The following is a 25,567-nucleotide window of genomic DNA, read 5'->3' as shown; positions in this document are numbered from 1 at the left end:
CTAGACTCGCAGCGTGAACGAGCCAGCAGCTGCGCCCACTTCCGCCCCGAGTCCTTCGGAGGGCGCTGCGCCTGAGCCGACGGCGCAGACCGTCCCTCCGCAGGCGCGAGAGGCGTCGACCGCTGACGCCGGCGAGGAGGCCCAGTCAGCCACTGGCACAGAGCAGGCCCTGGCGAGGGACGTCGCGGACCCAGCCCTCACGGGCGACGAGAGGCCGAGTGGGTCCGCGCCGACGTCATCGAGCCCCGCCGAGGACTCGACAGCCGCCGTTGAGGCGGCCGCCGAGGAGGACAGCCTGGAGGACACCGAGACCCAGCCCCGCAGCGAGGTCTTCCTGCGCGAGCGTCTGGGACTGGACCCTTCGGGCTGGACGCTGGCACCCGCCGTACGCCTGCGAGGCTGGGCGGTGACGGCCGTGGTGACGGTGGTGGCGGCGATGACGCGCCTGATCGGCCTCGGCCACCCCCATTCGCTCATGTTCGACGAGATCTACTACGTCAAGGACGCCTACGCCCTGTGGCACAACGGCTACGAGTCGACCTGGAAGGACGGGGCGGACGCCCTGTTCGCCAAGGGTGACTTCTCTGCCCTGACCACAGAGCCGTCCTATGTGGTCCACCCGCAGCTGGGCAAGTGGCTCATCGGGCTCGGGATGGAGATCTTCGGGGCGGACTCGTCCTTCGGCTGGCGCTTCATGCCCGCTGTGGCCGGGATCCTCACCGTGGCACTGCTGGCCCGGCTCACGCTCCGACTCACCCGCTCGCCCGCACTGGCGGGAGTGGCTGGGCTGCTGCTGGCGATCGACGGCGTCGGGATCACCGAGTCACGCATCGGCCTGCTGGACGTGTTCATCGGGCTGTTCGGGCTGCTCACCGTCTACTGCCTGGTCCGTGACCGTGAGTGGTTCCGCTCCCGGCTCGCAGCCGGGCTCGACGGGAGCCTGCCTGGCGCCTGGGCCCCGCTTCCGCTGCTGCGGCCCTGGCTGCTGGCAGCAGGGCTGAGCGCTGGACTGACCTGCTCGATCAAGTGGTCCGGCGCCTACCTGCTGGCCGCGGTGGGGATCCTCGTCGTGATCTGGGACCTCGCGGCCCTGCGGCGGCTTGAGGCGCGTCACTGGCAGGCTGACGGCGTCCTGCACCGCGGGGGCCTGGACTTCCTCCACCTGGTGCCGACGGCCTTCGTGGTCTACGTCGTCGTGGGATGGGGCTCCTGGCTGACCCACGCGGGCGCCTACAAGCACGGGTGGGCCGAGCAGATGCGCCAGGCGGGCACGCCCGTACGGTCCTGGCTGCCCGACCCCCTCAACGACCTGCTGGAGTACCACCTGTCCATGTACCAGTTCCACGTCAGCCTGGACTCCACCCATCCGTATATGTCCAAGCCGATCGGCTGGCTGGTGCAGTGGCGCCCGACCTCCTTCTACTGGCGGGGAACCGAGGAGATGGCTGGAGCGGGCTGCGGCTCAGACCAGTGCGTCCAGGCCGTGACCTCGATCGGGAACATCCCCGTGTGGTGGTGCGCCGTGGTGGCGCTCGCCTTCTGCCTGGTCGTGCTGGCGTGGCGACGGCGGGACTGGCGCGTGTGGGCAGCGCTCATCGGGTACGTAGGCCTGTACCTGCCGTGGTTCCTCTACGGTGACCGCACGATCTTCACCTTCTACACGGTGGCCTTCGTGCCCTTCGTGGTCCTGGTACTCACCCTGGCGCTCGGGGTGATGACCGGCTGGCTCAAGCCCGTTCCCGGCTCACGCCTGGCCCGGGCTGAGGAGGACGCGATGGCGGACGGCACGATCGGCCCCGAGCGTCCCGCGCCTCGCGGCTGGCTCGCGACCCAGGTGGGATTCGGGATGCGCCCGACGCAGCGCAGCCTGCCTGAGGCCTGGACCGGGGTACCGGTGTGGCGCACGCGAACCGAGGGCATGTGGCTGGTGGGGGCCGTGGTCGTCGCAGCACTGGTCTTTGCTGCGCTGTGGTGGCCGATCTGGACGGGACAGACCGTGAGCTACAGCTTCTGGCGCATGCATATGTGGCTCGGTTCCTGGATCTGAGCCCCACATCCCTCTGGACTCACGCCCTCTCGGCCAGGGCCCAGAGCTCACGAGCAGCTGTACCCAGAAAGCGCCGGGACTGGCGGAAAGACGCCGTCCCTCTCGGCACCTGACCTGCATGCGCGCGGTGGGCCCACGCCGATCGTCAGTAGGCCGGCATCTGGGGATCACCTACCCAGGAACCTGCCTGGCATCCTGCTGGAGGTCTTCCCACCCCACCGCGCTCACAGGTCATTGAACAGGGACGTCTCGTTATTCCCCCCAGGAGGCGTCCACCCAACCAGCGCCGGGTTGTGTGTGTTGTGGGGGTGTGGGTTGGCCCCGCGCCCCCGGGGGCCGCCCGCGGGGTGCGGGGGTGGGGGTGCGGGGCCTGGGTCCCGATCTGTGTGGTTGTGTGCTCGGCGGTGTCCTACTCTCCCACACCCTGGCGGGTGCAGTACCATCGGCGCTGGGGGTCTTAGCTTCCGGGTTCGGAATGGGACCGGGCGTGGCTCCCCCGCTATGACCACCGAGACAGTCTGCTCAGGCAGTGCTGGTCCTGTCCCACTGACCTCAGGCTCTGGCCTGGTCGTGGTACGGGACCCGGTGGTTGGGTTGGTCCTGGACCGTATAGTGGACGCGCAGCAGCCGTGGCCTGCCCCCCACCCCCAAACAGGGGGGTGGGTGTTTGTGTTTGTGTCGGCCCATTAGTACCGGTCAGCTCCAACCCTTACAGGTCTTCCACGTCCGGCCTATCAACCCAGTAGTCTGCTGGGGGCCTGCCACCACCCGAAGGTGGTGCGGATACCTCATCTTGAAGATGGTTTCCCGCTTAGATGCTTTCAGCGGTTACCCTTCCCGAACGTAGCCAACCAGCCGTGCCCCGGGCGGGACAACTGGCACACCAGAGGTTCGTCCGTCCCGGTCCTCTCGTACTAGGGACAGGCCTTCTCAAGTATCCTGCGCGCGCAGAGGATAGGGACCGAACTGTCTCACGACGTTCTAAACCCAGCTCGCGTACCGCTTTAATGGGCGAACAGCCCAACCCTTGGGACCTGCTCCAGCCCCAGGATGCGACGAGCCGACATCGAGGTGCCAAACCATGCCGTCGATATGGACTCTTGGGCAGGATCAGCCTGTTATCCCCGGGGTACCTTTTATCCGTTGAGCGACGACCCACCCACTCGGGATCGCCGGATCACTAGTTCCTACTTTCGTACCTGCTCGACCCGTCGGTCTCGCAGTCAAGCCCCCTTGTGCACTTGCACTCAACACCTGGTTGCCGACCAGGCTGAGGGAACCTTTGAGCGCCTCCGTTACTCTTTAGGAGGCAACCGCCCCAGTTAAACTACCCACCAGGCACTGTCCCTGACCCGGATCACGGGCCGAGGTTCAGGCGCACGCCATAGCCAGAGTGGTATTTCAACGACGACTCCGCAGCCACTGGCGTGGCTGCCTCACGGTCTCCCACCTATCCTGCACAAGCCATAGCGGGCGCCAATACCAAGCTGTAGTAAAGGTCCCGGGGTCTTTCCGTCCTTCTGCGCGTAACGAGCATCTTTACTCGTAGTGCAATTTCGCCGAGCTCATGGTGGAGACAGCGGAGAAGTCGTTACGCCATTCGTGCAGGTCGGAACTTACCCGACAAGGAATTTCGCTACCTTAGGATGGTTATAGTTACCACCGCCGTTTACTGGGGCTTAAATTCACCGCTTCACCCCCAAAGGGGGCTGACGGTTCCTCTTAACCTTCCAGCACCGGGCAGGCGTCAGTCCGTATACATCGCCTTGCGGCTTCGCACGGACCTGTGTTTTTAGTAAACAGTCGCTTCTCCCTGGTCTCTGCGACCCTCACCCCCAGCCCGCAGACGGGGCCTCAGGGCTCGGGCCCCCCTTCTCCCGAAGTTACGGGGGCATTTTGCCGAGTTCCTTCACCATGATTCACTCGTGCGCCTAGGCATACTCTGCCCGACCACCTGTGTCGGTTTAGGGTACGGGCGGCTGGCACCATCGCGTCGAGGCTTTTCTCGGCACCCCAGGATCACCCTGCTATCCCCACCCGAAGGCGGGTCACCATCACGTCTCACCCTCACCATCAAAGGAAGACAACCGGATTTACCTGGCTGTCGGGCTGCTCGCTTGAACGGGCCAAGCCATCAGGCCCGCGGAGGCTACCACTGTGCGTCACCCCTGTTAACACGCTTGCCTACCTGCACGGAGGGTCCCCAGACCCCGCACCACCGACCCCGTGAGGAACCGAAGCCCCCCACAAGGAAGAAACGTGGCACCGGGCGTGGGTCAGCACCCGCGCGTCAGCATGGGCGGTGCTTCGCCGGTACGGGAATATCAACCCGTCATCCATCGACTACGCCTGTCGGCCTCGCCTTAGGTCCCGACTCACCCAGGGCGGACTAGCCTGGCCCTGGAACCCTTGGTCATTCGGCGCTAGGGTTTCCCACCCTAGTATCGCTACTCATGCCTGCATTCTCACTCCCGCACCGTCCACCGCTGGATCACTCCACGGCTTCACCCGGTGCAGGACGCTCCCCTACCACCCACCACCCCTGACCAGGCACAACACCCGGTAGGGAACACGTGGCAGGTCCGCGGCTTCGGCGGTGTGCTTGAGCCCCGCTACATTGTCGGCGCACGATCACTTGACCAGTGAGCTATTACGCACTCTTTCAAGGATGGCTGCTTCTGAGCCAACCTCCTGGTTGTCTGCGCGACCGCACATCCTTTCCCACTTAGCACACGCTTAGGGGCCTTAGCCGGCGATCTGGGCTGTTTCCCTCTCGACAACGGAGCTTATCCCCCGCTGTCTCACTGCCCCGCTGCACCCGGACGGCATTCGGAGTTTGGTTGACGTCAGTAACCCTGTGGGGCCCATCAGCCACCCAGTAGCTCTACCTCCGCCGGGGACCACGAGACGCTGCACCTAAATGCATTTCGGGGAGAACCAGCTATCACGGAGTTTGATTGGCCTTTCACCCCTACCCACAGCTCATCCCCCCAGTTTTCAACCTAGGTGGGTTCGGTCCTCCACACGCTCTTACACGTGCTTCAACCTGGCCATGGGTAGATCACCCCGCTTCGGGTCTAGACCGTGCCACTACAGACGCCCTTTCAGACTCGCTCTCGCTACGGCTACCCCCCAAGGGTTAACCTCGCGACACGGCACTAACTCGCAGGCTCATTCTTCAATAGGCACGCCATCACCCCCAAGGAGAGGCTCTGACGGCTTGCAAGCGCCCGGTTTCAGGTACTGTTTCACTCCCCTCCCGGGGTACTTTTCACCATTCCCTCACGGTACTCATCCGCTATCGGTCATCAGGAGGTATTCAGGCAGCCAAGTGGTCTTGGCAGATTCACACAGGATTCCACGAGCCCCGTGCTACTAGGGAACACGCCCACGCAGCCAGCACGGTTTCGCCTACGGGGCTGTCACCCGCTCCGGCCCCCCTTCCCAGGAGGTTCAGCTACCACACCAGTTTCTTACTGCGCCCACCCCCGGCAGAAGGTGGAAGAGCACGCCCCACAACACCGCCCACGCAACCCCTGCCGGGTATCACACGCACACGGTTTCACCATCCTCCGCTTTCGCTCGCCACTACTCACGGAATATCTTCTCCTACGGGTACTGAGATGTTTCACTTCCCCGCGTCACCCCCCGCACCCTATGAATTCAGGCACGAGTGACACGACATAGCTCGTGCCGGGTCCCCCCATTCGGACACCCTCGGATCACAGCCCGTCAGCCGGCTCCCCGAGGCTTATCGCAGGCCACCACGTCCTTCATCGGCCCCTGATGCCAAGGCATCCACCGAACGCTCAAAAAAACAAACAAAACAACACACACGCAACACGCGTGCGTGCGCAAAGATCAAAGATGCTCGCGTCCACTATACAGTTCACAACCAACCCACCCACACCACAGGCCCCAGCCACGCACCACGCGCAACCGGACCCGCAGCCAGGCCCCCTAGGGCGCACTGCCCCAGACCCCGACAGCGTGCCACCCCCGGACCAGCCCCCAACAGGGCCGGCCAGGACGCCCAGGCACCCCCCAAGAGGAAGGCACCCCGACGGTCCCCTACACCACAGCGCTCCGAGACAGGCACGACCACCAGCCGCCCCCCACCACAAAAGGGGGACCGTCACCAGCACCACGCACCTGCCACACTCCCCTTAGAAAGGAGGTGATCCAGCCGCACCTTCCGGTACGGCTACCTTGTTACGACTTCGTCCCAATCACCAGCCCCACCTTCGACCGCTCCCCGTAGGGCCACGGGCTTCGGGTGTCGCCGACTTTCATGACGTGACGGGCGGTGTGTACAAGGCCCGAGAACGTATTCACCGCAGCGTTGCTGATCTGCGATTACTAGCGACTCCAGCTTCACGGTGTCGAGTTGCAGACACCGATCCGAACTGAGACCGGCTTTAAGGGATTCGCTCCGCCTCACGACATCGCAACCCACTGTACCGGCCATTGTAGCATGCGTGAAGCCCAAGACATAAGGGGCATGATGATTTGACGTCATCCCCACCTTCCTCCGAGTTGACCCCGGCAGTCTCCCGCGAGTCCCCACCACGACGTGCTGGCAACACGGGACAAGGGTTGCGCTCGTTGCGGGACTTAACCCAACATCTCACGACACGAGCTGACGACAACCATGCACCACCTGTGAGAGCGCCCCACAAGGAGGAAGCCCCATCTCTGAGGCAGACGCTCACATGTCAAGCCTTGGTAAGGTTCTTCGCGTTGCATCGAATTAATCCGCATGCTCCGCCGCTTGTGCGGGCCCCCGTCAATTCCTTTGAGTTTTAGCCTTGCGGCCGTACTCCCCAGGCGGGGCACTTAATGCGTTAGCTACGGCGCGGACACCCCGGAAAGAGCCCCCACACCTAGTGCCCAACGTTTACGGCGTGGACTACCAGGGTATCTAATCCTGTTCGCTCCCCACGCTTTCGCTCCTCAGCGTCAGTAACGGCCCAGAGACCCGCCTTCGCCACCGGTGTTCCTCCTGATATCTGCGCATTCCACCGCTACACCAGGAATTCCAGTCTCCCCTACCGCACTCAAGCCGGCCCGTACCCACCGCAAGCCCCCAGTTAAGCCAGAGGATTTCACGACAGACGCGACCAGCCGCCTACGAGCTCTTTACGCCCAATAATTCCGGACAACGCTCGCGCCCTACGTATTACCGCGGCTGCTGGCACGTAGTTAGCCGGCGCTTCTTATCCAGCTACCGTCAACCACCCCCCAAGGAGATGGCCTGCTTCACTGGCGAAAGAGGTTCACAACCCGAAGGCCTCCATCCCTCACGCGGCGTCGCTGCATCAGGCTTGCGCCCATTGTGCAATATTCCCCACTGCTGCCTCCCGTAGGAGTCTGGGCCGTGTCTCAGTCCCAGTGTGGCCGTCCACCCTCTCAGGCCGGCTACCCGTCACCGCCTTGGTAGGCCATCACCCCACCAACAAGCTGATAGGCCGCGAGCCCATCCCCCACCAGAAAACCCTTTCCAAACCCACCCATGCGAGCAGGCCAGAATATCCCGTATTAGCTACCCTTTCAAGCAGTTATCCAGAAGAAGGGGGCAGGTTACTCACGTGTTACTCACCCGTTCGCCACTCATCACCCCAAGCAAGCTTGAGGATCACCGTTCGACTTGCATGTGTTAAGCACGCCGCCAGCGTTCGTCCTGAGCCAGGATCAAACTCTCCAAACAAAAACACAAACCATAAACCAGCCCCAACACAAAACCAGGACCAGCCCACAGAAAGCACAAAAGCCCAGAAAACCAGACCAGGCCCAACCCACCCCAGACCCCAAAAACAGGACCAAAGGCAGGCAAACCAAAAACAAAACAAGAACAACCAGACCCCAAAACAAGAGCCCAGCCATCCCCACTATGGCATAAAAAACATGACACACTATCGAGTTCTCAAACAACACACCCATGAGGTTCTTTCCGAAGGCCTTTGGCCTTTCGTTCCGCCCCTCAAGGCGACTGGACTAGATTAGTTGGAAGATTTCATCTCCGTCAAGTTCGGAATTCGTGATCCCGATCTCTTCGGTTCTGATTTCGAACCACACCCTTATCCAGTTCACTGCCTTGGAACCGTTAGCTCCGTGCGGCAGCGAGGAGTACTTTAACCATCCTCCCGGGGCGCTGGTCAACTTGATGCCGCGTGACGCCAGACACCCTTTTTGGGGGTCTTCGGCAGGCTCAAGACAACGGACGAGTATCGTCACCTCACGCGCACCCGGCTCGCACCTATGTCTCCCGTCTTCTCCCCCAAGGCCCCCGAGCATGACGATGCCCGGACCGCAAGGTCCGGGCATCGGGATGGTGGAGCTAGGGGGATTCGAACCCCCGACCTTCTCATTGCGAACGAGACGCGCTACCAACTGCGCCATAGCCCCAGGTGCTGGACGATCGTAGCACCGTCTGGGTCCAAGCCCGCAACCTCACGCACCGTGAGGCCAGCCACGGCCAGCGCTCCGCGTGCCGCAGCCGCGAGGCCAACCTCTCAGGCACCGGCCGCACGGCGTCGCTGTAGCACCGCATCCAGGTCAATCGGCTGGCGCAGCTCTTCCCCGACCTCACCAGTAGCGATCTGGCGCACCGCCTTGGGCCGCATGGGTACCGGGGCGGAGGGAGCCATCGGCACCTCCAGCTCCTCCACGGCCCGCTGAGGAGCGCTAGCGACCAGTGTGTAGGTCGGTGCTGGCACTCGCACCGGGTGCCAGCCCTGGGGCGGAGTCTGGGTAGATGCCTCGACCGCCTTGCGCGGCTCCTCCGGCCTCTGGGCGGCACGCACCTGGGCGCCAGGAGCGGTCATCTCCTGCGGGCGCTTCAGGTCCGCCCCCCGCTTCAGGTCCGACCCCGTCGCCTCAACCGTCTGCGCAGCCCTCTGAGCCACAGGCTCGTCTGCTTCCACGTCCAGCTCACGCTCCGCCGTCGGCTGTGCGAAAGAGGACGGAGCAGTGTCAGGCTCTGCCTGGTCTGCCACGGCGGACGCCAGCACCGGGCGCTCCTCATGGGCGACCGGCGCAGCCGGTGCCGGAGCGTGCCCAGTCAGGCGCTCCAGCTCTGCCTCCAGCTCAGCGATACGCCGACGCTCACGACGCTCGGCATCACGTCCAGCCACGGCGGCACGCCGTCCGGCTGCCATCGAGACCGCCACGAGCGCGGCCGGCACCAGGGTCAGCCACCACGGCAGGACCGTCAGTGCGGCGACGATCCCGACACCCAGCAGCACACCCACCAGGGCACAGGCGACGACGGAACGGTGCGTGGCAGCGACCCGCCGGCGCTCACGCGCCTGTGCGTGCGCCCGCTTGGCGCGTACGAGCTCCCGCTCAGCCCGCAGGGCTCGCACGTTCCTGACTGCAGGCCTGTTCATCGCCCTGACCTCCGGTCGTCGTCGAAAGATCTCGGCGTGTCCGCTCTCGGGACAGGTCTCGCCTCCGGAGCGGGTCTCGGGTCCTACTGCCAGCAGCCGCAGCTGCGAGGAGTAGCGGTCCTCCACACGAGAGTGACCCAGGACCTCCCGGCGCCCGACCAGGATCGGGAGCAGGTACACGGTGAGAACCACGACGAGAGCAATGAGTGCCCAGATCTCGATTCCCACGCGCCTACCGTATGCGGGCTGCTGGTCCCACGGCTGCAGGAGCACGGCGTGTTGAGGACACCGCGCACACCGTCACAACGGGCAGGTCTCACGCGCCCGTACCGTCAGCCACACCCGTCTCACACGCCACGCGCGCCACCACGACGGGCACCGACGACCCCACCGGCGCACCCGCGCCCGTGGCACACCGACCAGGTCGCCCCGTCCCGCACTCAGGCGTCAAGCAGCAGGCAGTGCAGCACGTCCCCGGCCACGACCGTCCGGGTCTCCTCAGGAACTACCGCGATGGCGTTCGCCCGTGCCAGCCCGGACAGCTGGGCACGGCCCGGCTCCGCCGTCGGCTCCGCGAGATAGCCCTTGCTCGGCGATCCAGCCAGGTGCACCGGCACGAACTGACGCTGGTGGGCCGGAGAGTGCCAGCCGGCGGCTACCTTGGCCGGCAGGGAGGAACGGTGCAGGGAGGAGCGGCCCGCGATCTGCCGCAGCACCGGCCGGACAAAGGTCTCAAAGGCGATCTGTGCGCTGACCGGGTCACCAGGCAGACAGAAGATCGGGGTGCCGTCCACGGTCCCGACCCCCAGCTGACGGCCCGGGGACATGGCGACGGCGTCGAAGCGCACCGAGCCGAGCGGAGCCAGGACCTCCTTGACCGTGTCACCCTGTCCCACGGACAGTCCGCCGGTGGTGATGAGGACGTCGGCCCGGACCAGCTGGTCCTCGATCGTCTCGCTCAGCGCCCTCAGCTCGTCAGGAACCGCCGCCACGCGGAAGGCCTGGCCACCGGCGTCCGCCACGGCGGAGGCCAGCGCGTGCCCGTTGGCGTCGAACACGTCCCCGGGCTCGCGAGCCGCTCCCGGCTCCACGATCTCGTCTCCGATGGAGACGATGACCACGCGCGGGGCGGGGTGCACCTTGAGGCGGTGACGCCCCAGCCCGGCCGCCAGCGCGACGTGCCGCGCAGAGACCCTCGTCCCCTCGGTCAGGACCGTCTCACCGGCACGCACGTCCTCCGCGCGCGGGCGCACGTTGGCACCAGCCTCGACCTGCGCCCGCACCTGGACGCGCGAGGTCCCTCGGTCGGTGTCCTGCCAGGCCACGACGGCGTCCGCCCCCAGCGGCAGCGGCGCACCAGAGTCGATGAGGATGGCCGTGCCCGGCACCAGGCGGGTGGGCCGCATGTCCCCGGCTCGCACCGCGTCCATGACCTCCAGCACCACCGGGCTGGACGTCCCGGCACCGGCCAGGTCCGCCACGGCGACCGCGTAGCCGTCGATCCCGGCCAGGTCCACTGCGGGAAGATCCAGGTCCGCCACCACGTCCTCAGCCAGGACGCATCCCACCGCGTCAAGCAGGACGACGTCGAGCGGCGCAGCCGCCTGTGCGATGTCCAGGCAGGCAGCCAGGTGCTCCGCGACCGTTCTCATCATGGCCTCCGTGTGACAACCGGTAGTGGGGCGAAGACGTCCCACCGCGCCCAGCGTACCCGGCGGGCCCTGGCTGCCACCGGGTCCGTACCGGCCGGGCATGTCCCCTCGGTGAGCGGGAGCAGACCTGCGAGGATAGGGGTATGAGCTCCGACGCGCGTGACCTTCCCACCACCGAGGGACAGGAGGTCGACGACGCGAAGGACGGCCTGCGCAGGCTGCTACGACGCGACCGGCGCAAGCACCACCGCCACCCCGAGCACGGGCACGACGCCGTGTGCGAGGCGCTGACCGAGCACGCGCTGCAGGCCGTCGGGTCCCTGGGCTCGGTAGCCGCCTACGTCTCCGTCTCTCACGAACCGTGCACCCGTCTGCTGCTGGACCACCTGCACGAGCGCGGCACCCGCGTGCTCCTGCCTGTCCTCGGCCCGCACCTGGCGCGTTCCTGGGGCTACTTCAAGGGCTCAGACGACCTGGCTGAGAGGGCGCCCGGACGTCCTCCCGAGCCCAGTGGACAGACGCTGCCCCCTGAGGAGATCAGCAAGGTCGAGGCTCTCATCGTCCCGGCGCTCGCCGTCGACCGCGCCGGGCGACGCCTGGGCCAGGGCGGCGGCTGGTACGACCGCATGCTCCCGCTGCGCGCCCAGGGCGTGCAGGTCTTCGCGATGGTCCACTCCGACGAGCTGGTCACCGGCCCCCTGCCCACCGAGTCCCACGACGAGCTGGTTGACGCCGTCATCACCCCGGAGCAGTGGTTCCTGCTGGAGGGCTCCGCTTTCCAGGCCGGTTCCTACTGACGACGGCGCAGCCCGCGCCGTCTGTCGACCTGCCAGATCCGGCCGGTAGCAAGGGACGGCACCAGTCACCAGCGCCCGGGCTCCACAGGTGCTCGCCGTGACACCCTCGTCCACAGGAGTCCCCGGGCGCGGTGGCGTCGCGCGACGGCGACTGCTCACCCTGGGGTCATGGACCTGCTGCACCGCCGTTCTGCCCAGCCCCCGCCAAGACCCGTGCCTTCCGTCGTGCTGTGGCGCTGGCGCCACCTTGTCGTCGGCCTGTGCGTCGGGGCTGCCGCGCTGGTTGCGCTGACGGTCCTGAGGCCAGGTCCGGGAGACCTGACCGAGGCCCTTGTGGTCACGCGCCAGGTCGGCGCCGGAGAGGTGATCCAGGAGACGGACGTGGCCTGGAGCCGGCTGCCGACCACGGCCCTGCCACGTGCCGGCCTGGCCGACGGCGGCGTCGTCGGCACGCGGGCAGCCGTCACCCTGGAGGAAGGGACGGTGCTGACGACCTCGATGACCAGCCAGGCCCTGACCACCGGCCTCACTGCGCAGGAGCGGGTGGTCCAGGTACCGGTCGAGGTAGGCGCCGACCTGGCCAGGCCCGGCACCGTCGTCGACCTCGTGGCTGAGGCGCCACAGGCAGGTGACGTCACCGGCACCGGCACTGCGGCCGAGGGTCCCACCGTCATCTGTAAAGGTGCTCGAGTTCTCCTGACACAACACGAAGGAAGTGGTGATCGATGGAGTGCTGGGAGCACAGTCACACTTATTACTCTTGCCGTTCCTGCCAGCACCGCTAGCCTGGTAGCAGGAGCCGCCACTCACGGCGCGCTCGGGCTCGTGCTCAGTCCCTGAGCCAGTCCCGCAGCCCGGAAGGCACCAGCCACGGCGCTGTCCCGCAGACACTTCCGCACCGGCCCTGGCGCCGGTGCGACCACTGAAAGGCCTCCCTATGCTTAAGGGTTTCCGCGACTTCATCGCCCAGGGCAACGTCATTGACCTGGCCGTCGCCGTCATCATCGGCGGTGCCTTCTCCCCGATCGTCCAGGCCGTCACCGACGTCATCCTCAACATCATCGGCGCCCTGGTCGGCTCGCCGAACTTCAACTCGGTCGGCCAGTTCTCGATCAACGGCTCCGACCCGATCCAGCCTGGCACCATCCTCACCACCGGCATCAACTTCCTGCTGGTGGCCGCCGCGATCTACTTCTGCGTGGTCCTGCCGATGAACAAGCTCAAGGAGCGCACCCGCAAGGCCCAGGAGATCGAGGCCGCGGACGAGGTCCCGGCTCCCTCCGAGACCGAGCTGCTCGTCCAGATCCGCGACCTGCTCGCTGACAAGAAGTGAGCCCGGCGGCCGCTTGGCCGCTGCCCACTGACGACGCCCCCGCCGACGACCGTGATCGTCAGCGGGGGCGTCGGCCTGCCAGGACCGGCAGACGAGCGCGTAACGGCCCGGTGGGAGACGTCGTCCCAACATCGCGGGGCGTGCCTCGCGTCAGGCTGACGCGAGGCACGCCCCGCCGTTGTCACCCCCAGTGCGGGGGCACCTCACGCAGCAGGCGAGCGTCGTTGGCGTGCTCACCGCCGCCGTCGGCACGCGCCAGCGCGTCAGTGAGCGCGTCGACGTGACGACGCCGTTCCTCCTCAGCGGCCGCCTCCGGCAGCTCGCCTCGCGCCACCCGGGCCCGGTCCGCCTGGGACAGGGCCACCACCCTGCGGTGGCTCCTGGCCGTCCGAGCCGGCTCAGTCATCAGCCTGCGCCCGCGTGCGAGTCACCGCGTGCGTCAGCACCGCGTCCACGCCCGAGCCTCGGCGCAGCAGCGCCAGTGTCGCGCGCAGCTCCTCGACCTCGGCCTCGATGCTGCGCTCGACGCCGTCGGAACGGATCCAGGCCACGAGGTCGTCCAGCTGGTCGTCGGAGTAGGCCTGTAGCGGCAGACCCTGGGCGATCGGCGGCCGTAGGCCACGCACCGGCTCACGCTCCCGCTGGTCCTGGTCCACCTCGCCAGGGTCAGAGCCTGACTGAGCCGCATCCGTGTCAAGCCCGGTCAGCGGCGCAGCCGCTACCTGCTCGGCGCGCCGCCTCTCAGCCTCACGCTCGCTAAGCACCGCGAGCACCTCGTTCTCGATCGCGGCGGCCTCCGCCTCAGGATCGATGAAGACCGAGACGGAGAAGGCGGTGTACACCCGCCACCCACGACGCTCCAGGCGCTCGACCCAGTGCCGGTCACGGCGACGCAGGCTCTTCTCCGCCACGTACTCGGCGTCGTCGGTCAGCACCGCCACCAACAGCTCACCTGGGTAGTCCGGGTGCCCGATCGCCAGCGGGATGCGCGTGCCACCCTCCAGGCCGTACCGAGGCACCACCGTCAGACCCTTGCGCCACAGGCGCTCGGCAAGGTCGACCAGCAGCGGGTCCGGGTAGTCCGAGCTGCCCTGGGCGTCGTCCTCCGCCCGGCCCGCGGCCCGCACAAGGAGCTGGCGGAGCAGCTGGGCCCCGGGGGCGTGAAGGCGCTCGGGGTCAATGTCCTGCGGGGCCAGGCAGGAGACCACCTGGGTTGTGCCGCGTGAGGCGCACAGCGCCTCGACCAGGCTCACCATGCCGCTGGGCTCCGAGACGGAGCCGAAGCTGTGGATCGTCCTGCCGTGCGGGGTCTTGGCGTAGCCCACGCTCAGGATGACGTGGTCACGGCGCAGCGACCGCGCCTCGGACAGGTCGACGACGACGAAGGGCTCAGCGATCCCCCCGGCGAAGAACTCCTCCAGGGCCGGGGAGCCGACCACCGCCGCGGTGGTCGCGCGCCGGACCTGCTCAGCGTGGCGGGCGTTGAGCGCCACCACGCCCAGCGACTGCTCCGGACGGGCCAGGGCGTGGTCGATGACGAGGTCCACCACGCGGTCCACCTCGGCCGGCACGGACTCCACCGCCGTCTGCCCGGGTGCCGGCATACCACGCCCGTCCACCAGCTCCAGGGACAGCGGAGCGGCTCCCGGCGGGGAGGGGATGGCCTCAACGACGTCGCTGTAACCGTGGGTTGCCAGGAAGGAGGCGATCTGGGCGTCCAGGCTGTTGCGCGTGGTCGGCAGGGTCACCGAGGGCAGCAACGCCCCGAGCTCAGCGGCCAGACCTGTGGGCTCGCGGCGAGGATCGCCGACGACGATGACCTGCTCAGCACGTACGAAGGCCGGCAGCACCTGGCACACCGGCATGTGCGCGCTGGCGTCAAGAACAGCCAGTCCCACCAGGGCCTGGGGGTCGAGCACCTGGGGCACGAGGGTGGGGGGCACGATCCACACCGGCTTGACCACCATCGCCAGCGGGTGCTCAGCCAGGATCTCGCGCAGCGGCACGCCGTCGTCACGCGAGAGCGCCACGTACAGCGCCCGTGCCGCCTCCTTGTCCTCCTCGACCGCTGCCCGCACCCGGCGGGCGCAGGCCTGGGCCACAGGAGCAGCCAAGAACGCGGACTGCGCGGCGTCCAGCTCGCGCAAGCGCCCCTGCCGCTCAGCCAGCACGCCGGAGTCGAGCCCCGCCAGATCGGGGTCCGAGCCCAGCAGGTGCGCGAGCAACGAGGTCCACCAGCAGTACTCCAGCTCGGTATCGAGCTCGTCCTCCTCCACGCCACGCGCGGCAAGGTCCGCCACCAGCTCACCCAGACCCAGCTCGCCGAGCTGCCCCATGACGCGGTTGATCTCCGGCAGCTTCTGCGCCGTGACGTCGTCGTCAGCCAGGGAACGTACACGAGTGAGCAGCGCCGGCAGCCCCATCCCCATGAGGTCAGGGACCTCCTCGGCCGTGGCCAGCAGGGGCTGGAGCTCGTCAACCGCCTGCCGTGCGCGCCGGGCACGCGCCTGCATACCGTCCAGGCCGGTCGGAAGCTCCGGCCAGCCGCTTCTGGGCTCGTACAGGCGCCAGGCCTCGCGACGGTGCTGGACCTTGACCAGCTCGCTGTGAAGGTCCTCCACGGGGCGGCCAGGTCGCACGAGGTCCTTGGCCTGCTTGATGAAGCGACGGCGCGTCGTCCCGGACATCTCGATAGAGCGCTCCTCGCGCCACTGGCGGGTCGCGGTGGCGATGACCATGTCCGCGGCCGAGCGCTCGAAGACGGCCGGGACGAACACGTCCAGGGAGTCCCGCAGCCCGTCAAGAAGCTCTAGCTGGGCCCACCACTGCGTGAGCGTGAGCGCACGGGAGATACCGCACTGCTCAGCCACCTGGGCGGCGTCGTCCTCGATAGCGGGTAGCAGCTCGTCAGCCAGCTCAGCGAGCCGGCTCAGGGCGTCAGTGGCCTGGTCGATGTCAGCGACCGTGATGCCGTTCCACGCCGAGCTCGCCGTCTGCGGGGTGAGCAGCTCCAGGTCGTGGGCACGGTGAAGCAGGGAGCGCGCCCGGTCCAGGCCGTGCTCATCCAGGCGGTCCAGCATCCCCCGCTCCACCCGCGCCCCGGTGCGGCTGCGCGCGCGCCCGGTGGTGAGCTCCGCCAGGTGCTGAAGAGCCTCGTAGGCGGACACCCCCCAGGGCTCTCGCGGGACGTGAAGCGCCTGGAGGGCCGACGTCATGCGCTCGCGCACCTGACCCAGCTCCTCACGCGTGGCGAGGATGCCGGCGACGTCAAGCGCAGGCGGCTCGACTCCCAGAGACTCCTTGATCGACTCCGCAGCGTGCAGGCGCCAGCCCGCGTCCTCGGTCAGGTCCACCACGAGGTCGCCCAGTCCCTGCTCCCGCAGCGCCTGGGCGACGGCGTGCCCGTCCGCCCCGGTGGCAGGCACGTGCAGGACCGTGCGCCCCGAGGCGGCGGCGTCGGCCAGCACGGCAGCCAGCGTCTCGGCGACGTCAGAGCCAGGCGGGGCGTCCAGCAGGAGCGAGGCGCCGGTGCTCACCGCCTCGATGGCGTCGAGCTGGGCCGTGTCCAGGTCCCCGACCCCGCGCTCCAGCGCCGGGTCGCGGTCGACGCCGTCAGGCTCCTCCAGCGGCATGGCCAGGGCCGCCTGGGCGTCAGGGTCACCAGCCAGGGCAGCGACGAGTGCGGACGCCCGTGCACGCTCGACCGTGGCGTCAAAGTCCTCGACCAGCGCCTGCCCGGGGTGGACGAAGGCACCCACGACGAGCCGCTCGTGGATCTCGAAGTCCGGCAGGAGCTGGCGTCCCAGCGAGCCCAGGCGCGTCAGCGCCGCGCGCGGGGTGAAGCCCAGGTCGGACAGGGAGGCGCGGGCGACGGCGTCGACGTCGGTCCGGCACCCAGCCGAGCGCAGCGCGCGGGTGACCACGGGGTTAACCTCGATGGAGGGGCCCAGGGTCAGCGCAGCGTCGCCTCCGGTCGAGGCCAGGCGCACCGGCCGCAGCAGGACCGGGGCATTGATCGTGCGGGTCAGGCCCTCCGGCTCGGAGGCGTGCGTGACCTCGTCCGTCGCCGCCACGCCGTCAGCCGGCTCGTCCGAGCCGGAGCGCGCGGCCTGCGGCATGGGCTCAGCCGGCTCGCCGTCGTCATCGGTCGCGGAGGGGACCGTCTCGCTCCAGGAGGCGACGCCGAGGGCCAGGTAGACCGGGGCGACGCCAAACTGGCGCGCCAGCAGGTCCGTGCGGCCAGCGACCTCACGCAGGGACTGGCGCGCTACGCCGAGGGCGCTGCGCTCGCGCACGAGGCTGGACAGGTGGGTCGGGCGGCCGGCGTAGAGCTGGGCCAGGCCGGAGGGGTGGGCAGCCGTCAGGTCGACGACGCCGTCCAGGAGGGTGATGTCGTCCAGGCTCGCAACCCCGCCCAGGTCCACCAGCTCCTCACGCCACCGAGCGAGGGCCTCCTCCAGAGCCGCCTCACCGGGGCGGCCGGAAGGATGGGCGTGGCTGGTCGGAGCCGACGGCTGTCCGGGCTCCGGCTCGTCACCACCTGCCGCACCGGACGCAGGATCAACCCGTGGCGAGAAGTCCTCAGCGCCGCCCGCAGGCACCACGTCCTGGTCCCCGCCGTCCCAGACGCCCCGCGTCCGCGGCCTGTCAGCGACATCGGCGGCGTCGGCGTCTGCCGGCAGGCTCACGGCACCAGGATCCTTCTGCTCCGCCGCACGGGCCTGCGTCTGGCCACGGTGACGGCCGAATGAGAAGAGTGAAGGCGTCATATCACCAACATAACGGCCCCCGCGCGTCCTGAGCGGTCGACTCCCCGGCAATCCGGACCGTTAAACGCCTCATCCTGGGCGCCAGGACGGGGAAGCCCTCGCACTCAAGAAGCGCTTTTCCTTGAGATACGAGGGACTACTCGTGCCCCCGAGACGATTCGAACGTCCGACACCCGCTTTAGGAGAGCGGTGCTCTATCCCCTGAGCTACGAGGGCTTGCAGGGCCTCACCCTACCAGCAGGCGCGGGGTGCCCGGAACAGCGTCCCGGACACCCCACGCACCAGGGTCACGGTCTCAGGCGCGGCCCCACGGGGTTCCAGCGTTGCGGGCTGACTCGAAGCGGTCGTCGCGGGTGCGCGAGGGAACCACCATCACGGGGCACGCGGCGTGCGAGAGCACACCCTGACTGGTCGATCCCAGCAGCAGGCCGGAGAAGCCGCCACGGCCGCGGGAACCGACGACGACGAGGTCCACCGCCGTGGAGAACTCACTCATGAGCTGAGCGGCGTTGCCGTCAAGCGCGTGCCGACGCACGGTCACCCCCGGGTGATCCTCAACGGCCTCCGCAACCGCCCGGTCCAGGCCGCTGCGCACGTCAGCCAGGACCTGGTCGCGGTCTACAGCAGCCGGCAGCCAGGCCAGCGCACCCGCGCCGGAGGCCATCGGCACCGCAGCCACGGCCGTGAGCTCAGCACCCCAGGCCTCCGCCTCGATAACAGCGCACTTCAGGGCCTTGCGGGCCGAGTCCGAGCCATCGACACCGACGACGATGCGCTTGACCGGCGTGTACTCGGCACCCTCGGTGTGGCGCGGGACGACGACGGTCGGGCAGTGGGCATGAGCCGGCAGCGCCGAGGAGACCGTCCCCAGCAGGCGGTCAGCGAAGCCGCCACCACCACGGGTACCGACGACGGACAGGACGGCTTCGCTCGACAGGTCCACCAAGACCCCAGCAGGGTCGCCGGTCTCCAGCGAGCTGGTCACGGTCACGCCACGTCCCTGGACACGACTGACAGCCTCGTCGACGACCGCCTGCGCGCCGGAACGGATAGCGGTGTCGTCAAGGGCCGCGTACCCGCCGTCGAGGGACGCAGTCGTGAAGGACGGCAGCGAGTAGGCACACAGGATGTGGACGCGCCACCCCTCGCGGGCAGCACGGGCCACAGCCCAGTCCACCGCCCCTAGCGACTCAGGTGATCCGTCCACTCCGACGAGGACGACTCTGTCTTCGGCCATGGCTTCTGCCCCTTTCTTCGGGTGTCGGGAAACCGACTGTCCCCATTGTCACCCCTCGGCGCCATGTGGTTCAAACCACTGCGCGTGCCGCGAAGCGACGACGGCGCCCCGCCAGCCTGCGAGCAGGCGACGGGGCGCCGTCGTCACAGAGGAGATCAGCGCGCTAGGCGTGGGCCTCAGCCGATACGGACGTAGCCGATCGGAGAGCCGAAGACCGCGCGGTAGACGGTGCCGGTGGAGGGGGTGCCGGCGTCGATCATCATGCCGTTGCCCACGTAGATCCCCACGTGGTAGCCGTAGTAGACGATGTCACCGGGCTGAGCCTCAGCAGCCGAGACGAGCGTGCCCGCAGCGCCCTGGGCGTAGGAGGTGCGGGGCAGGGAGATGCCAGCCTGGGCGTAGACGTACTGGACGAACCCGGAGCAGTCCCAGCCCGACGGCGTCGTGCCGCCGGAGACGTAGGGAACGCCCTGGTACTGCAAGGCGATCGCGACGATCGAGGAGGCGGAGGCGTTCTCGGGAGCAGCCACGGCCACAGCCGGGGCAGGCGCAGCGGCGCCAGCCTCCGCAGCCTCTGTCCCGGTCTCGGTCTCAGCCTCGACAGCAGCCGCCTGCGGGGCGGCCACGGACACCTCGGGGACGGACTCGACGTCTGCCAGGGTGGCCACCTGACCGGCGGTGATGGCCTCGTTGGTGGCCAGGGCGTCACGCGCCTGGGCGGCGATCGCGCCGACGCCAGCAGCCTCCAGGGAGCCGGCGGAGGCAGCAGCCTCAGCGGCTCCGGCGGCGTTGGCCCCGGAAGCCAGCATGGTCAGGGCCAGACCGGAGGAGGCCGCCACCGCCATGCCGCGGCGAGCAGCCGGAGCGACGGTCGCGATCGGGGTCAGGGGTCGTGCCGCCTTGCGGTGACGGGCCGAGGTGCGAGTGGTCATATGGGTTGATTCTCCTGTGTGCCGACGAGGTGAGCTGTCGGGTTCGAGCTGGAGACGCCCGGCCCGCGTGGTGCGGACTTCACCCCAAGGCCTCGTCACCGAGACCGGAACTGGTTCCCCCGTTCCTGCCGTCATGGTCATGGCCCTCAGCGCAGGCGGCAGGACTGGGCCCCGCGATGAGGTGTCACTGGTCTCAACCAGGTAACGACGCAGACGCTACCGGAGCGGGCACGTTGTGTCACGGCAAGATCACGAACATCCGCGTGATGCCCACCACTTACTGTCCATACCCCGTATGAGTGAGCCGTCTCCTCCGCGCGGAGGAGACGGCTCACTCAGTATCTGCCACCACAGCAGGAACGGTGTCCAAGCGCCTGATACCGGCCCGGTCACCGCCACCCGCCAGGGGTCAGAGGACTCGCAGGTAGGTCGGGCTGCCCCACACAGCGCGGTAGGTGACCCCACCGGGAACAGACTCCAGGACCATGCCGTCACCGGCGTACAGCCCCACGTGCCCCGGCCACCACATGATGTCCCCGGCCTGGGCCTCAGCGGCCGAGACGACGCTCGCGCCCGCCATGCTGCGAATGGCGCTGGACTGGTGGGGGACGGCCACACCGATCGAGGCGTAGACGTAGGAGACGAAGCCGGAGCAGTCGAAGCCGTCGGGGCTGGACGAGCCCCAGACGTAGGGGACCCCGAGGAACTGCATGCCGTAGTCGATCAGCCCCTGGCCCACAGAGACGACGTCCTGGGCCTGGGCGACCTCGGCCGTGACGGTTAGGACCTCGGTCACGACCGCAGAGTCGTCAGCAGCAACCTGCTCAGAGACCTTGATCGGGGCGTTGCTCGTCGCCAGGCTCTCCACCTGGGCGGCCGGCCCCACCTTGAGCGTGCCGGCCGAGCTGCGCAGGTTCTCGGCGTCCTGCCCTGCAGCGTTGGCGCCAGAGGCGATCATGGTCAGCGCGAGACCGGAGGACGCGACGACGGCGAAGCCGCGGCGGACGGCCGGAGCGACGTCACTGAGCGGGGTCAGAGGCCGCGAGGCCTTACGGTGGCGCGCCTGGACAGGTGTGGTCACGTCAGTTCTCTCCTGATGAGCCTACGGAGTTAGCTGTCGGGTTCGAGCCAGAGGAGCTCGGCCCGCGTCACGCGGGCTTCACCCCGAGGCTGCGGCGTGACGCCGAGCCGAGGAAGTGGTTCCCCCGCGCCTGCTGGTGCGTTGTCTGGAAGAGGAGCCTGACGCCAGCAGGCCTGGGCCCCGCCCGGCTCCCCGCGCCCGGAGGACCGGGTGCAGCGCACACGTTATACGACCGTGATACTCCTCGAGAAGGATCCGTTCACAGCATTCTCGTGCAATTGGCCACCGCGCCGTCCTCAGCCCGCGAGCAGGGCCCGTTGGCGCTCAGACAGCCAGGAACAGGTGGCGAGCGAGGTCGCCCGGAAGAACGACCGGCTCACCCTCGCAGCACACCACGCGCACCCCTCCGCTGGAGGAGGCACGCAGACTGACCTGCGCACCCGCGACGACGCCGGCGTCCTCGAGGCGAGCGATGACCTCCGCCTCCGCCTGGATCGGCTCGCCGACCCGCACGACGACGCCGTCCTGACGCCCTGCGCGCACGGCACGGTCCGAGCTGACCTCGTCCGAGGCCGGCCGAGGGTGCTCGGTCATCAGCTCGGGAATCGGGTTGCCGAAAGGGTCAGTCGCCACGTCACCCAGGATCTGGAGCAGCCGCTCCTCGACCTGCTCGCTCATCACGTGCTCCCAGCGGCAGGCCTCCTCGTGAACCAGCCGCCTGTCGAGACCGATGACGTCCAGAAGCAGCCTTTCAGCAAGTCGGTGCTTGCGGATCACCTCGGTAGCCCGACGTCGTCCCTCCTCGGTCAGCTCCAGCGAGCGGTCCTCCGCCACCTTCATCAGGCCGTCACGCTCCATGCGTGCCACCGTCTGGGAGACAGTCGGCCCGGAGTGGTCCAGGCGCTCCACGATGCGTGCGCGCAGCGGCAGGACGCCGTCCTCCTCAAGCTCGTAGACGGTCTTGAGGTACATCTCGGTGGTGTCGATCAGCTCACTCATGCCTAAGACCTCCTGGGAAGAACTGCGTCCAGCGGACAGTGCCTGACCACAGACAGGGAGGACCCGTCCACGGGCTGGTCCAGGATATCGGCACCGCCAGTCACGCGGGGGCTACCAGCCTCCCGCAGCCAGCCCCCTGCCCCGCTGACGCCCTCAGCGCCCGGTGCCGGCGGCGGCGTCGTCCCCGTCGTGCTCACGCGCGGCCTCGGCCTCGGTGAGCAGCTCGGCTCCTGCACCCTCGACCTCCTCGCCCGCCAGCGGGCCGGGGTGGGTGAGGCTGGCACGCTCACGCGGCCCGACCGTGGACAGGAAGGGGCGGGTGGAGGAGTAGGACAGGTTCACGTGCCAGTGGCGACGGGCCCACAGGGAGGCCAGCAGCGCGATGACCACGGCTGCCACGCCACCCACGGCGACAGCCGAACGCGGCCCCCACTGGTCCGAGACCCAGCCGATCAGCGGCGATCCGATCGGCGTGGTCCCCAGGAAGAACATCATGTAGATGCTCATGACCCGTCCGCGCATCGCCGGGTCGGTCGTCAGCTGCACCGTCTGGTTGGCGCTGGTGAGCACCGTGAGCACGCACAGGCCCACCGGGATCGAGGACAGGGCGAACAGCGGATAGCTCGGTGCCACGGCCATGAGCAGGGTGAACACGCCCAGGAAGAAGGTCGCCACGATGAGCGTGCGTACGCGAGGAGCCTTGCGACGCGCGGCCCACAGCGCGCCGGCCAGCGAGCCCACGGCGAAGATCGAGGAGATGTTGCCGTAGGCGTCGGACTCCAGGTTGAAGGCGCTGCGCACCATCGCCGCCATAGTCACCTGGAAGTTCAGGGTGAGCATCGAGACCACCGAGATGACCACGATGATGACCACGATGTCGCTGCGGCGCAGCACGTAGGCCAGTCCCTCACGCAGCTGTCCCTTGGCCCGGGCTGCGCGCGGGACCGTGTAGAGGTCGCGCACCCGCATGGTCGCCAGCGCCAGGGTGGGGAAGAGGAAGGTCAGGGCGTTGACGATGAAGACCCACCCCGGGCCGACCCAGGCGATCGCCAGCCCCGAGACCGCAGGGCCGATGAGCCTGGCAGCGTTGAAGGAGGCGGAGTTCAGTCCCACTGCGTTGGACAGGTAGTCGCCAGGGACCATGCGCGCCACGAAGATCTGGCGGGCCGGGGAGTCGTAGGCGCCAGCCACCCCTGAGACGAAGGCGGCAAGGTAGACGTGCCAGAGCTCGGCGTGACCGAGGATGACGTCCACCCCCAGCACCAGGGAGACCAGTCCCATGGAGAGCTGGGTGAGGATGAGGAACCTGCGCTGGTCCACACGGTCAGCCAGCAGGCCCGCATGGGCTGAGAAGAGCAGGGCCGGCAGGAACTGCAGGGCCGTGGTGAGGCCCGTGGCCGAGGCTGAGTCGTCCGTCAGGACTCGTAGCACCAGCCAGTCCTGAGCCACTCGCTGCATCCATGAACCGGTATTGGCCACCAGGGCTGCAAAGAACCAGATGCGGTAGTTGTGGAACTTCAGTGACTCAAAGGTGGCGGACACGGCGTGCGGAAGCCTCGGTTTCGTGATGGTGGGATGCGTTTCGTGCGTGGAAGGCAGGCGTCCGGGCGTCCGGGCGTCCGGCGCCTGAGCGAGCAGGCGCGACACGTCATCGTATCGCCGCCCTCGCAGTGCCGAAACCCCGGCCTCGCTGCGAGACGGATGAGCAGTGTGCTCACTCGCAGCAAGGCCGGGCCTTGGCGTCTCACACGGGCGCCGGCACCAGCCAGCCGCCCATGCCGGTCAGGCGATACCGAGGATCGCCTTGATCGGGGTCAGCGTGAAGTAGATGACGAACAGGACGCAGGCCAGCCACATCAGCGGGTGGAGGTGCTTGGCCTTGCCGCGCGCCAGCTGCACCACGAGGTAGGCGATGAAGCCGGCGCCGATGCCGTTGGTGATGGAGTAGGAGAAGGGCATCATGATGATCGTGATGAAGGCCGGTAGGGCGACCTCCGGGGACTTCCAGTCGATGTCCGTCACCTGGGTCATCATGAGGAAGCCGACCACCACCAGCGCCGGGGTGGCAGCCTCGTAGGGCACCATCGAGACGATCGGCGCGATGAACATGCTCGCCAGGAAGGCGATACCGGTGACCACGGAGGCCAGGCCGGTGCGCGCGCCCTCTCCCACGCCCGCGGCGGACTCGACGTAGGAGGTGTTGGAGGAGACACCACCCATACCACCGGTGATGGCAGCCACAGAGTCGACCACGAGGATCTCGCGGGTGCGCGGCGGGTTGCCCTTGTCGTCCAGCAGGTCGCCCTCGGCACCGATGGCCACCATCGTGCCCATGGTGTCGAAGAAGTCAGCGAGCATGAGGGAGAAGACGAGCAGCACGACGGAGACGATGCCGACCTTCTCGATCGAGCCCAGCAGGCTGAAGTGGCCCAGCGTAGCCAGGGAGGGCAGCCCCACCGGCGAGCCCTCCAGAGCGGGCACGGACAGCGACCAGCCCGTGGGGTTGGCCTCGGCGTCGAAGGCGCCCAGGCGGGCGACTGCCTCGATAACGGCCGCCAGGACGGTGGAGGCGATGATGCCGATGAGGATGGCGCCCTTCACCTTGCGCACGTGCAGCACGAGGATGAGGAAGAGGCCGAAGAGGAAGACCAGCACGGGCCAGCCCTGCAGCGAGCCGCCCAGGCCCAGCTCCAGCGGGGTGCCGCCAGCACGCACGACCTTGGCGTCCACCAGGCCGATGAGCGCGATGAACAGGCCGATCCCCACGCTGATCGCCGTCTTCAGGTGCGCGGGTACCGCCTTGAAGACGGCCTCACGGAAGCCGGTGAGGACCAGGACGAGGATGATGACGCCCTCGATGACCACCAGGCCCATGGCGTCGGCGTAGGTCATGCCGTTCATGCCTACCAGCGTGTAGGCGATCATCGCGTTGATGCCCAGTCCTGCGGCCAGGGCCATCGGGAAGTTGGCCACCACGCCCATGAGGATCGTCATGATGCCGGCGATGAACGCGGTGCCGGCGGCAATCTGCTCAGTGGTGCCCAGCGGCGCGATGCCGTCGTGGGGGGTGGAGAGGATGAGGGGGTTGAGGACGAGGATGTAGCTCATCGTGAAGAAGGTGACGAGCCCGCCTCGTACCTCACGAGCCACGGTGGAACCGCGCTCGGTGATGTGGAAGAAACGGTCAAGCGCGCCGGTCGGGGCAGCCGCGGCGCTGGGACGGGGGGATGTGGTTCGTGCACTCACGTGTCCGGATTCTCGCAGAGCGAAGCCGCCGACAGCAATCGCAGCGCCGCGTCACGACTCTCCCTCCCGTCTGCCCACCGCGCCGG

The 25,567-nt window shown here is 68.0% G+C and carries 14 protein-coding genes, 2 tRNA genes, 3 rRNA genes and 2 riboswitches; of the genes, 4 read left to right on the top strand and 15 right to left on the bottom strand.

Going from position 1 to position 25,567, the window contains the following annotated elements:
- Positions 1 to 13 precede the first annotated feature (13 nt).
- Entirely contained in the window at positions 14 to 2,047 is a 2,034-nt protein-coding gene (locus HRL51_RS01080) for a dolichyl-phosphate-mannose--protein mannosyltransferase (protein WP_425321739.1), read from the top strand.
- Positions 2,048 to 2,443: 396 nt separating this feature from the next.
- Here the strand turns inward: HRL51_RS01080 and rrf are convergent.
- From rrf to HRL51_RS01050, 6 genes are all read right to left on the bottom strand, one after another.
- Positions 2,444 to 2,560: ribosomal RNA gene (gene rrf / locus HRL51_RS01075) — 5S ribosomal RNA — on the bottom strand.
- 154 nt (positions 2,561 to 2,714) lie between these two features.
- Positions 2,715 to 5,872, bottom strand: a 23S ribosomal RNA gene (locus HRL51_RS01070).
- Between the two features lie 345 nt (positions 5,873 to 6,217).
- Positions 6,218 to 7,754 (bottom strand): 16S ribosomal RNA (locus HRL51_RS01065).
- The 16S, 23S and 5S rRNA genes sit together here, the layout of an rRNA operon.
- Positions 7,755 to 8,376: 622 nt before the next feature.
- Positions 8,377 to 8,452: transfer RNA gene (locus HRL51_RS01060), tRNA-Ala, on the bottom strand.
- Between the two features lie 107 nt (positions 8,453 to 8,559).
- Entirely contained in the window at positions 8,560 to 9,663 is a 1,104-nt protein-coding gene (locus HRL51_RS01055; protein WP_172120498.1) for a hypothetical protein, read from the bottom strand.
- 212 nt (positions 9,664 to 9,875) lie between these two features.
- Positions 9,876 to 11,087 carry a molybdopterin molybdotransferase MoeA gene (locus tag HRL51_RS01050; RefSeq protein ID WP_172120499.1) on the bottom strand — a complete coding sequence of 404 codons (1,212 nt, stop codon included), beginning with the start codon at positions 11,085 to 11,087 and terminating at the stop codon, positions 9,876 to 9,878.
- 143 nt (positions 11,088 to 11,230) lie between these two features.
- Here HRL51_RS01050 and HRL51_RS01045 point away from each other — a divergent pair, with 143 nt between their 5' ends.
- The 3 genes from HRL51_RS01045 (at position 11,231) to mscL (ending at position 13,217) form a co-directional block, all read left to right on the top strand.
- Positions 11,231 to 11,884 carry a 5-formyltetrahydrofolate cyclo-ligase gene (locus HRL51_RS01045; protein ID WP_172120500.1) on the top strand — a complete coding sequence of 218 codons (654 nt, stop codon included), beginning with the start codon at positions 11,231 to 11,233 and terminating at the stop codon, positions 11,882 to 11,884.
- Positions 11,885 to 12,052: 168 nt separating this feature from the next.
- Positions 12,053 to 12,724 (top strand): SAF domain-containing protein, encoded by a 672-nt coding sequence (locus HRL51_RS01040; protein ID WP_172192731.1) that lies wholly within the window; start codon positions 12,053 to 12,055, stop codon positions 12,722 to 12,724.
- A 97-nt stretch (positions 12,725 to 12,821) separates the two neighbouring features.
- Positions 12,822 to 13,217, top strand: coding sequence for a large conductance mechanosensitive channel protein MscL (mscL, locus tag HRL51_RS01035; protein ID WP_172192733.1), 396 nt, complete (start codon positions 12,822 to 12,824; stop codon positions 13,215 to 13,217).
- Positions 13,218 to 13,398: 181 nt separating this feature from the next.
- Here mscL and HRL51_RS01030 read toward each other — a convergent pair whose 3' ends face one another.
- From HRL51_RS01030 to HRL51_RS00990, 9 genes are all read right to left on the bottom strand, one after another.
- Positions 13,399 to 13,623, bottom strand: coding sequence for a transcriptional regulator (locus tag HRL51_RS01030; protein ID WP_216666301.1), 225 nt, complete (start codon positions 13,621 to 13,623; stop codon positions 13,399 to 13,401).
- Positions 13,616 to 17,986: a DNA helicase gene (locus tag HRL51_RS01025; protein ID WP_172192735.1), complete on the bottom strand. Its 4,371-nt coding sequence runs from the start codon at positions 17,984 to 17,986 to the stop codon at positions 13,616 to 13,618. Before HRL51_RS01025 ends, HRL51_RS01030 begins: the two co-directional genes overlap by 8 nt.
- A 143-nt stretch (positions 17,987 to 18,129) precedes the next feature.
- Positions 18,130 to 18,202 (bottom strand) — tRNA-Arg (locus HRL51_RS01020).
- A gap of 79 nt (positions 18,203 to 18,281) precedes the next feature.
- A complete protein-coding gene (locus HRL51_RS01015; RefSeq protein ID WP_172120504.1) occupies positions 18,282 to 19,223 on the bottom strand; it encodes a universal stress protein in 942 nt (313 codons plus the stop codon).
- Positions 19,224 to 19,399: 176 nt separating this feature from the next.
- On the bottom strand, positions 19,400 to 20,155 hold the full coding sequence (locus HRL51_RS01010) for a C40 family peptidase (protein ID WP_172192737.1): 756 nt from the start codon (positions 20,153 to 20,155) through the stop codon (positions 19,400 to 19,402).
- A gap of 4 nt (positions 20,156 to 20,159) precedes the next feature.
- Positions 20,160 to 20,310: riboswitch (cyclic di-AMP (ydaO/yuaA leader) on the bottom strand.
- A gap of 254 nt (positions 20,311 to 20,564) precedes the next feature.
- Complete coding sequence (locus HRL51_RS01005; protein WP_172192739.1) at positions 20,565 to 21,236, bottom strand: C40 family peptidase; 672 nt, start codon at positions 21,234 to 21,236, stop codon at positions 20,565 to 20,567.
- Between the two features lie 2 nt (positions 21,237 to 21,238).
- A riboswitch (cyclic di-AMP (ydaO/yuaA leader) is annotated at positions 21,239 to 21,393 on the bottom strand.
- Positions 21,394 to 21,560: 167 nt separating this feature from the next.
- The gene (locus HRL51_RS01000; RefSeq protein WP_172120507.1) at positions 21,561 to 22,235 is read right to left on the bottom strand and encodes a metal-dependent transcriptional regulator; all 675 of its coding nucleotides are present in this window, start codon (positions 22,233 to 22,235) and stop codon (positions 21,561 to 21,563) included.
- Between the two features lie 153 nt (positions 22,236 to 22,388).
- Complete coding sequence (locus HRL51_RS00995; RefSeq protein ID WP_172192741.1) at positions 22,389 to 23,777, bottom strand: MFS transporter; 1,389 nt, start codon at positions 23,775 to 23,777, stop codon at positions 22,389 to 22,391.
- A gap of 240 nt (positions 23,778 to 24,017) precedes the next feature.
- A complete protein-coding gene (locus tag HRL51_RS00990) occupies positions 24,018 to 25,481 on the bottom strand; it encodes an NCS2 family permease (protein ID WP_172192743.1) in 1,464 nt (487 codons plus the stop codon).
- Positions 25,482 to 25,567: the final 86 nt, after the last annotated feature.

The organism is Actinomyces faecalis, from assembly GCF_013184985.2.
GTDB classification, from domain to species: domain Bacteria; phylum Actinomycetota; class Actinomycetes; order Actinomycetales; family Actinomycetaceae; genus Actinomyces; species Actinomyces faecalis.
The sequence above is the reverse complement of the archived record's forward strand: the minus strand, read 5'-3'. Positions and strand labels throughout refer to the sequence as shown.

Excerpts from the sequence above, each read along its gene's own strand:
- HRL51_RS01050 (WP_172120499.1), bottom strand. The coding sequence starts at position 11,087 with ATGAGAACGGTCGCGGAGCACCTGGCTGCCTGCCTGGACATCGCACAG.
- HRL51_RS01045 (WP_172120500.1), top strand. The coding sequence starts at position 11,231 with ATGAGCTCCGACGCGCGTGACCTTCCCACCACCGAGGGACAGGAGGTC.
- HRL51_RS01040 (WP_172192731.1), top strand. The coding sequence starts at position 12,053 with ATGGACCTGCTGCACCGCCGTTCTGCCCAGCCCCCGCCAAGACCCGTG.
- mscL (WP_172192733.1), top strand. The coding sequence starts at position 12,822 with ATGCTTAAGGGTTTCCGCGACTTCATCGCCCAGGGCAACGTCATTGAC.
- HRL51_RS01030 (WP_216666301.1), bottom strand. The coding sequence starts at position 13,623 with ATGACTGAGCCGGCTCGGACGGCCAGGAGCCACCGCAGGGTGGTGGCC.
- HRL51_RS01025 (WP_172192735.1), bottom strand. The coding sequence starts at position 17,986 with ATGACGCCTTCACTCTTCTCATTCGGCCGTCACCGTGGCCAGACGCAG.
- HRL51_RS01015 (WP_172120504.1), bottom strand. The coding sequence starts at position 19,223 with ATGGCCGAAGACAGAGTCGTCCTCGTCGGAGTGGACGGATCACCTGAG.
- HRL51_RS01010 (WP_172192737.1), bottom strand. The coding sequence starts at position 20,155 with ATGACCACTCGCACCTCGGCCCGTCACCGCAAGGCGGCACGACCCCTG.
- HRL51_RS01000 (WP_172120507.1), bottom strand. The coding sequence starts at position 22,235 with ATGAGTGAGCTGATCGACACCACCGAGATGTACCTCAAGACCGTCTAC.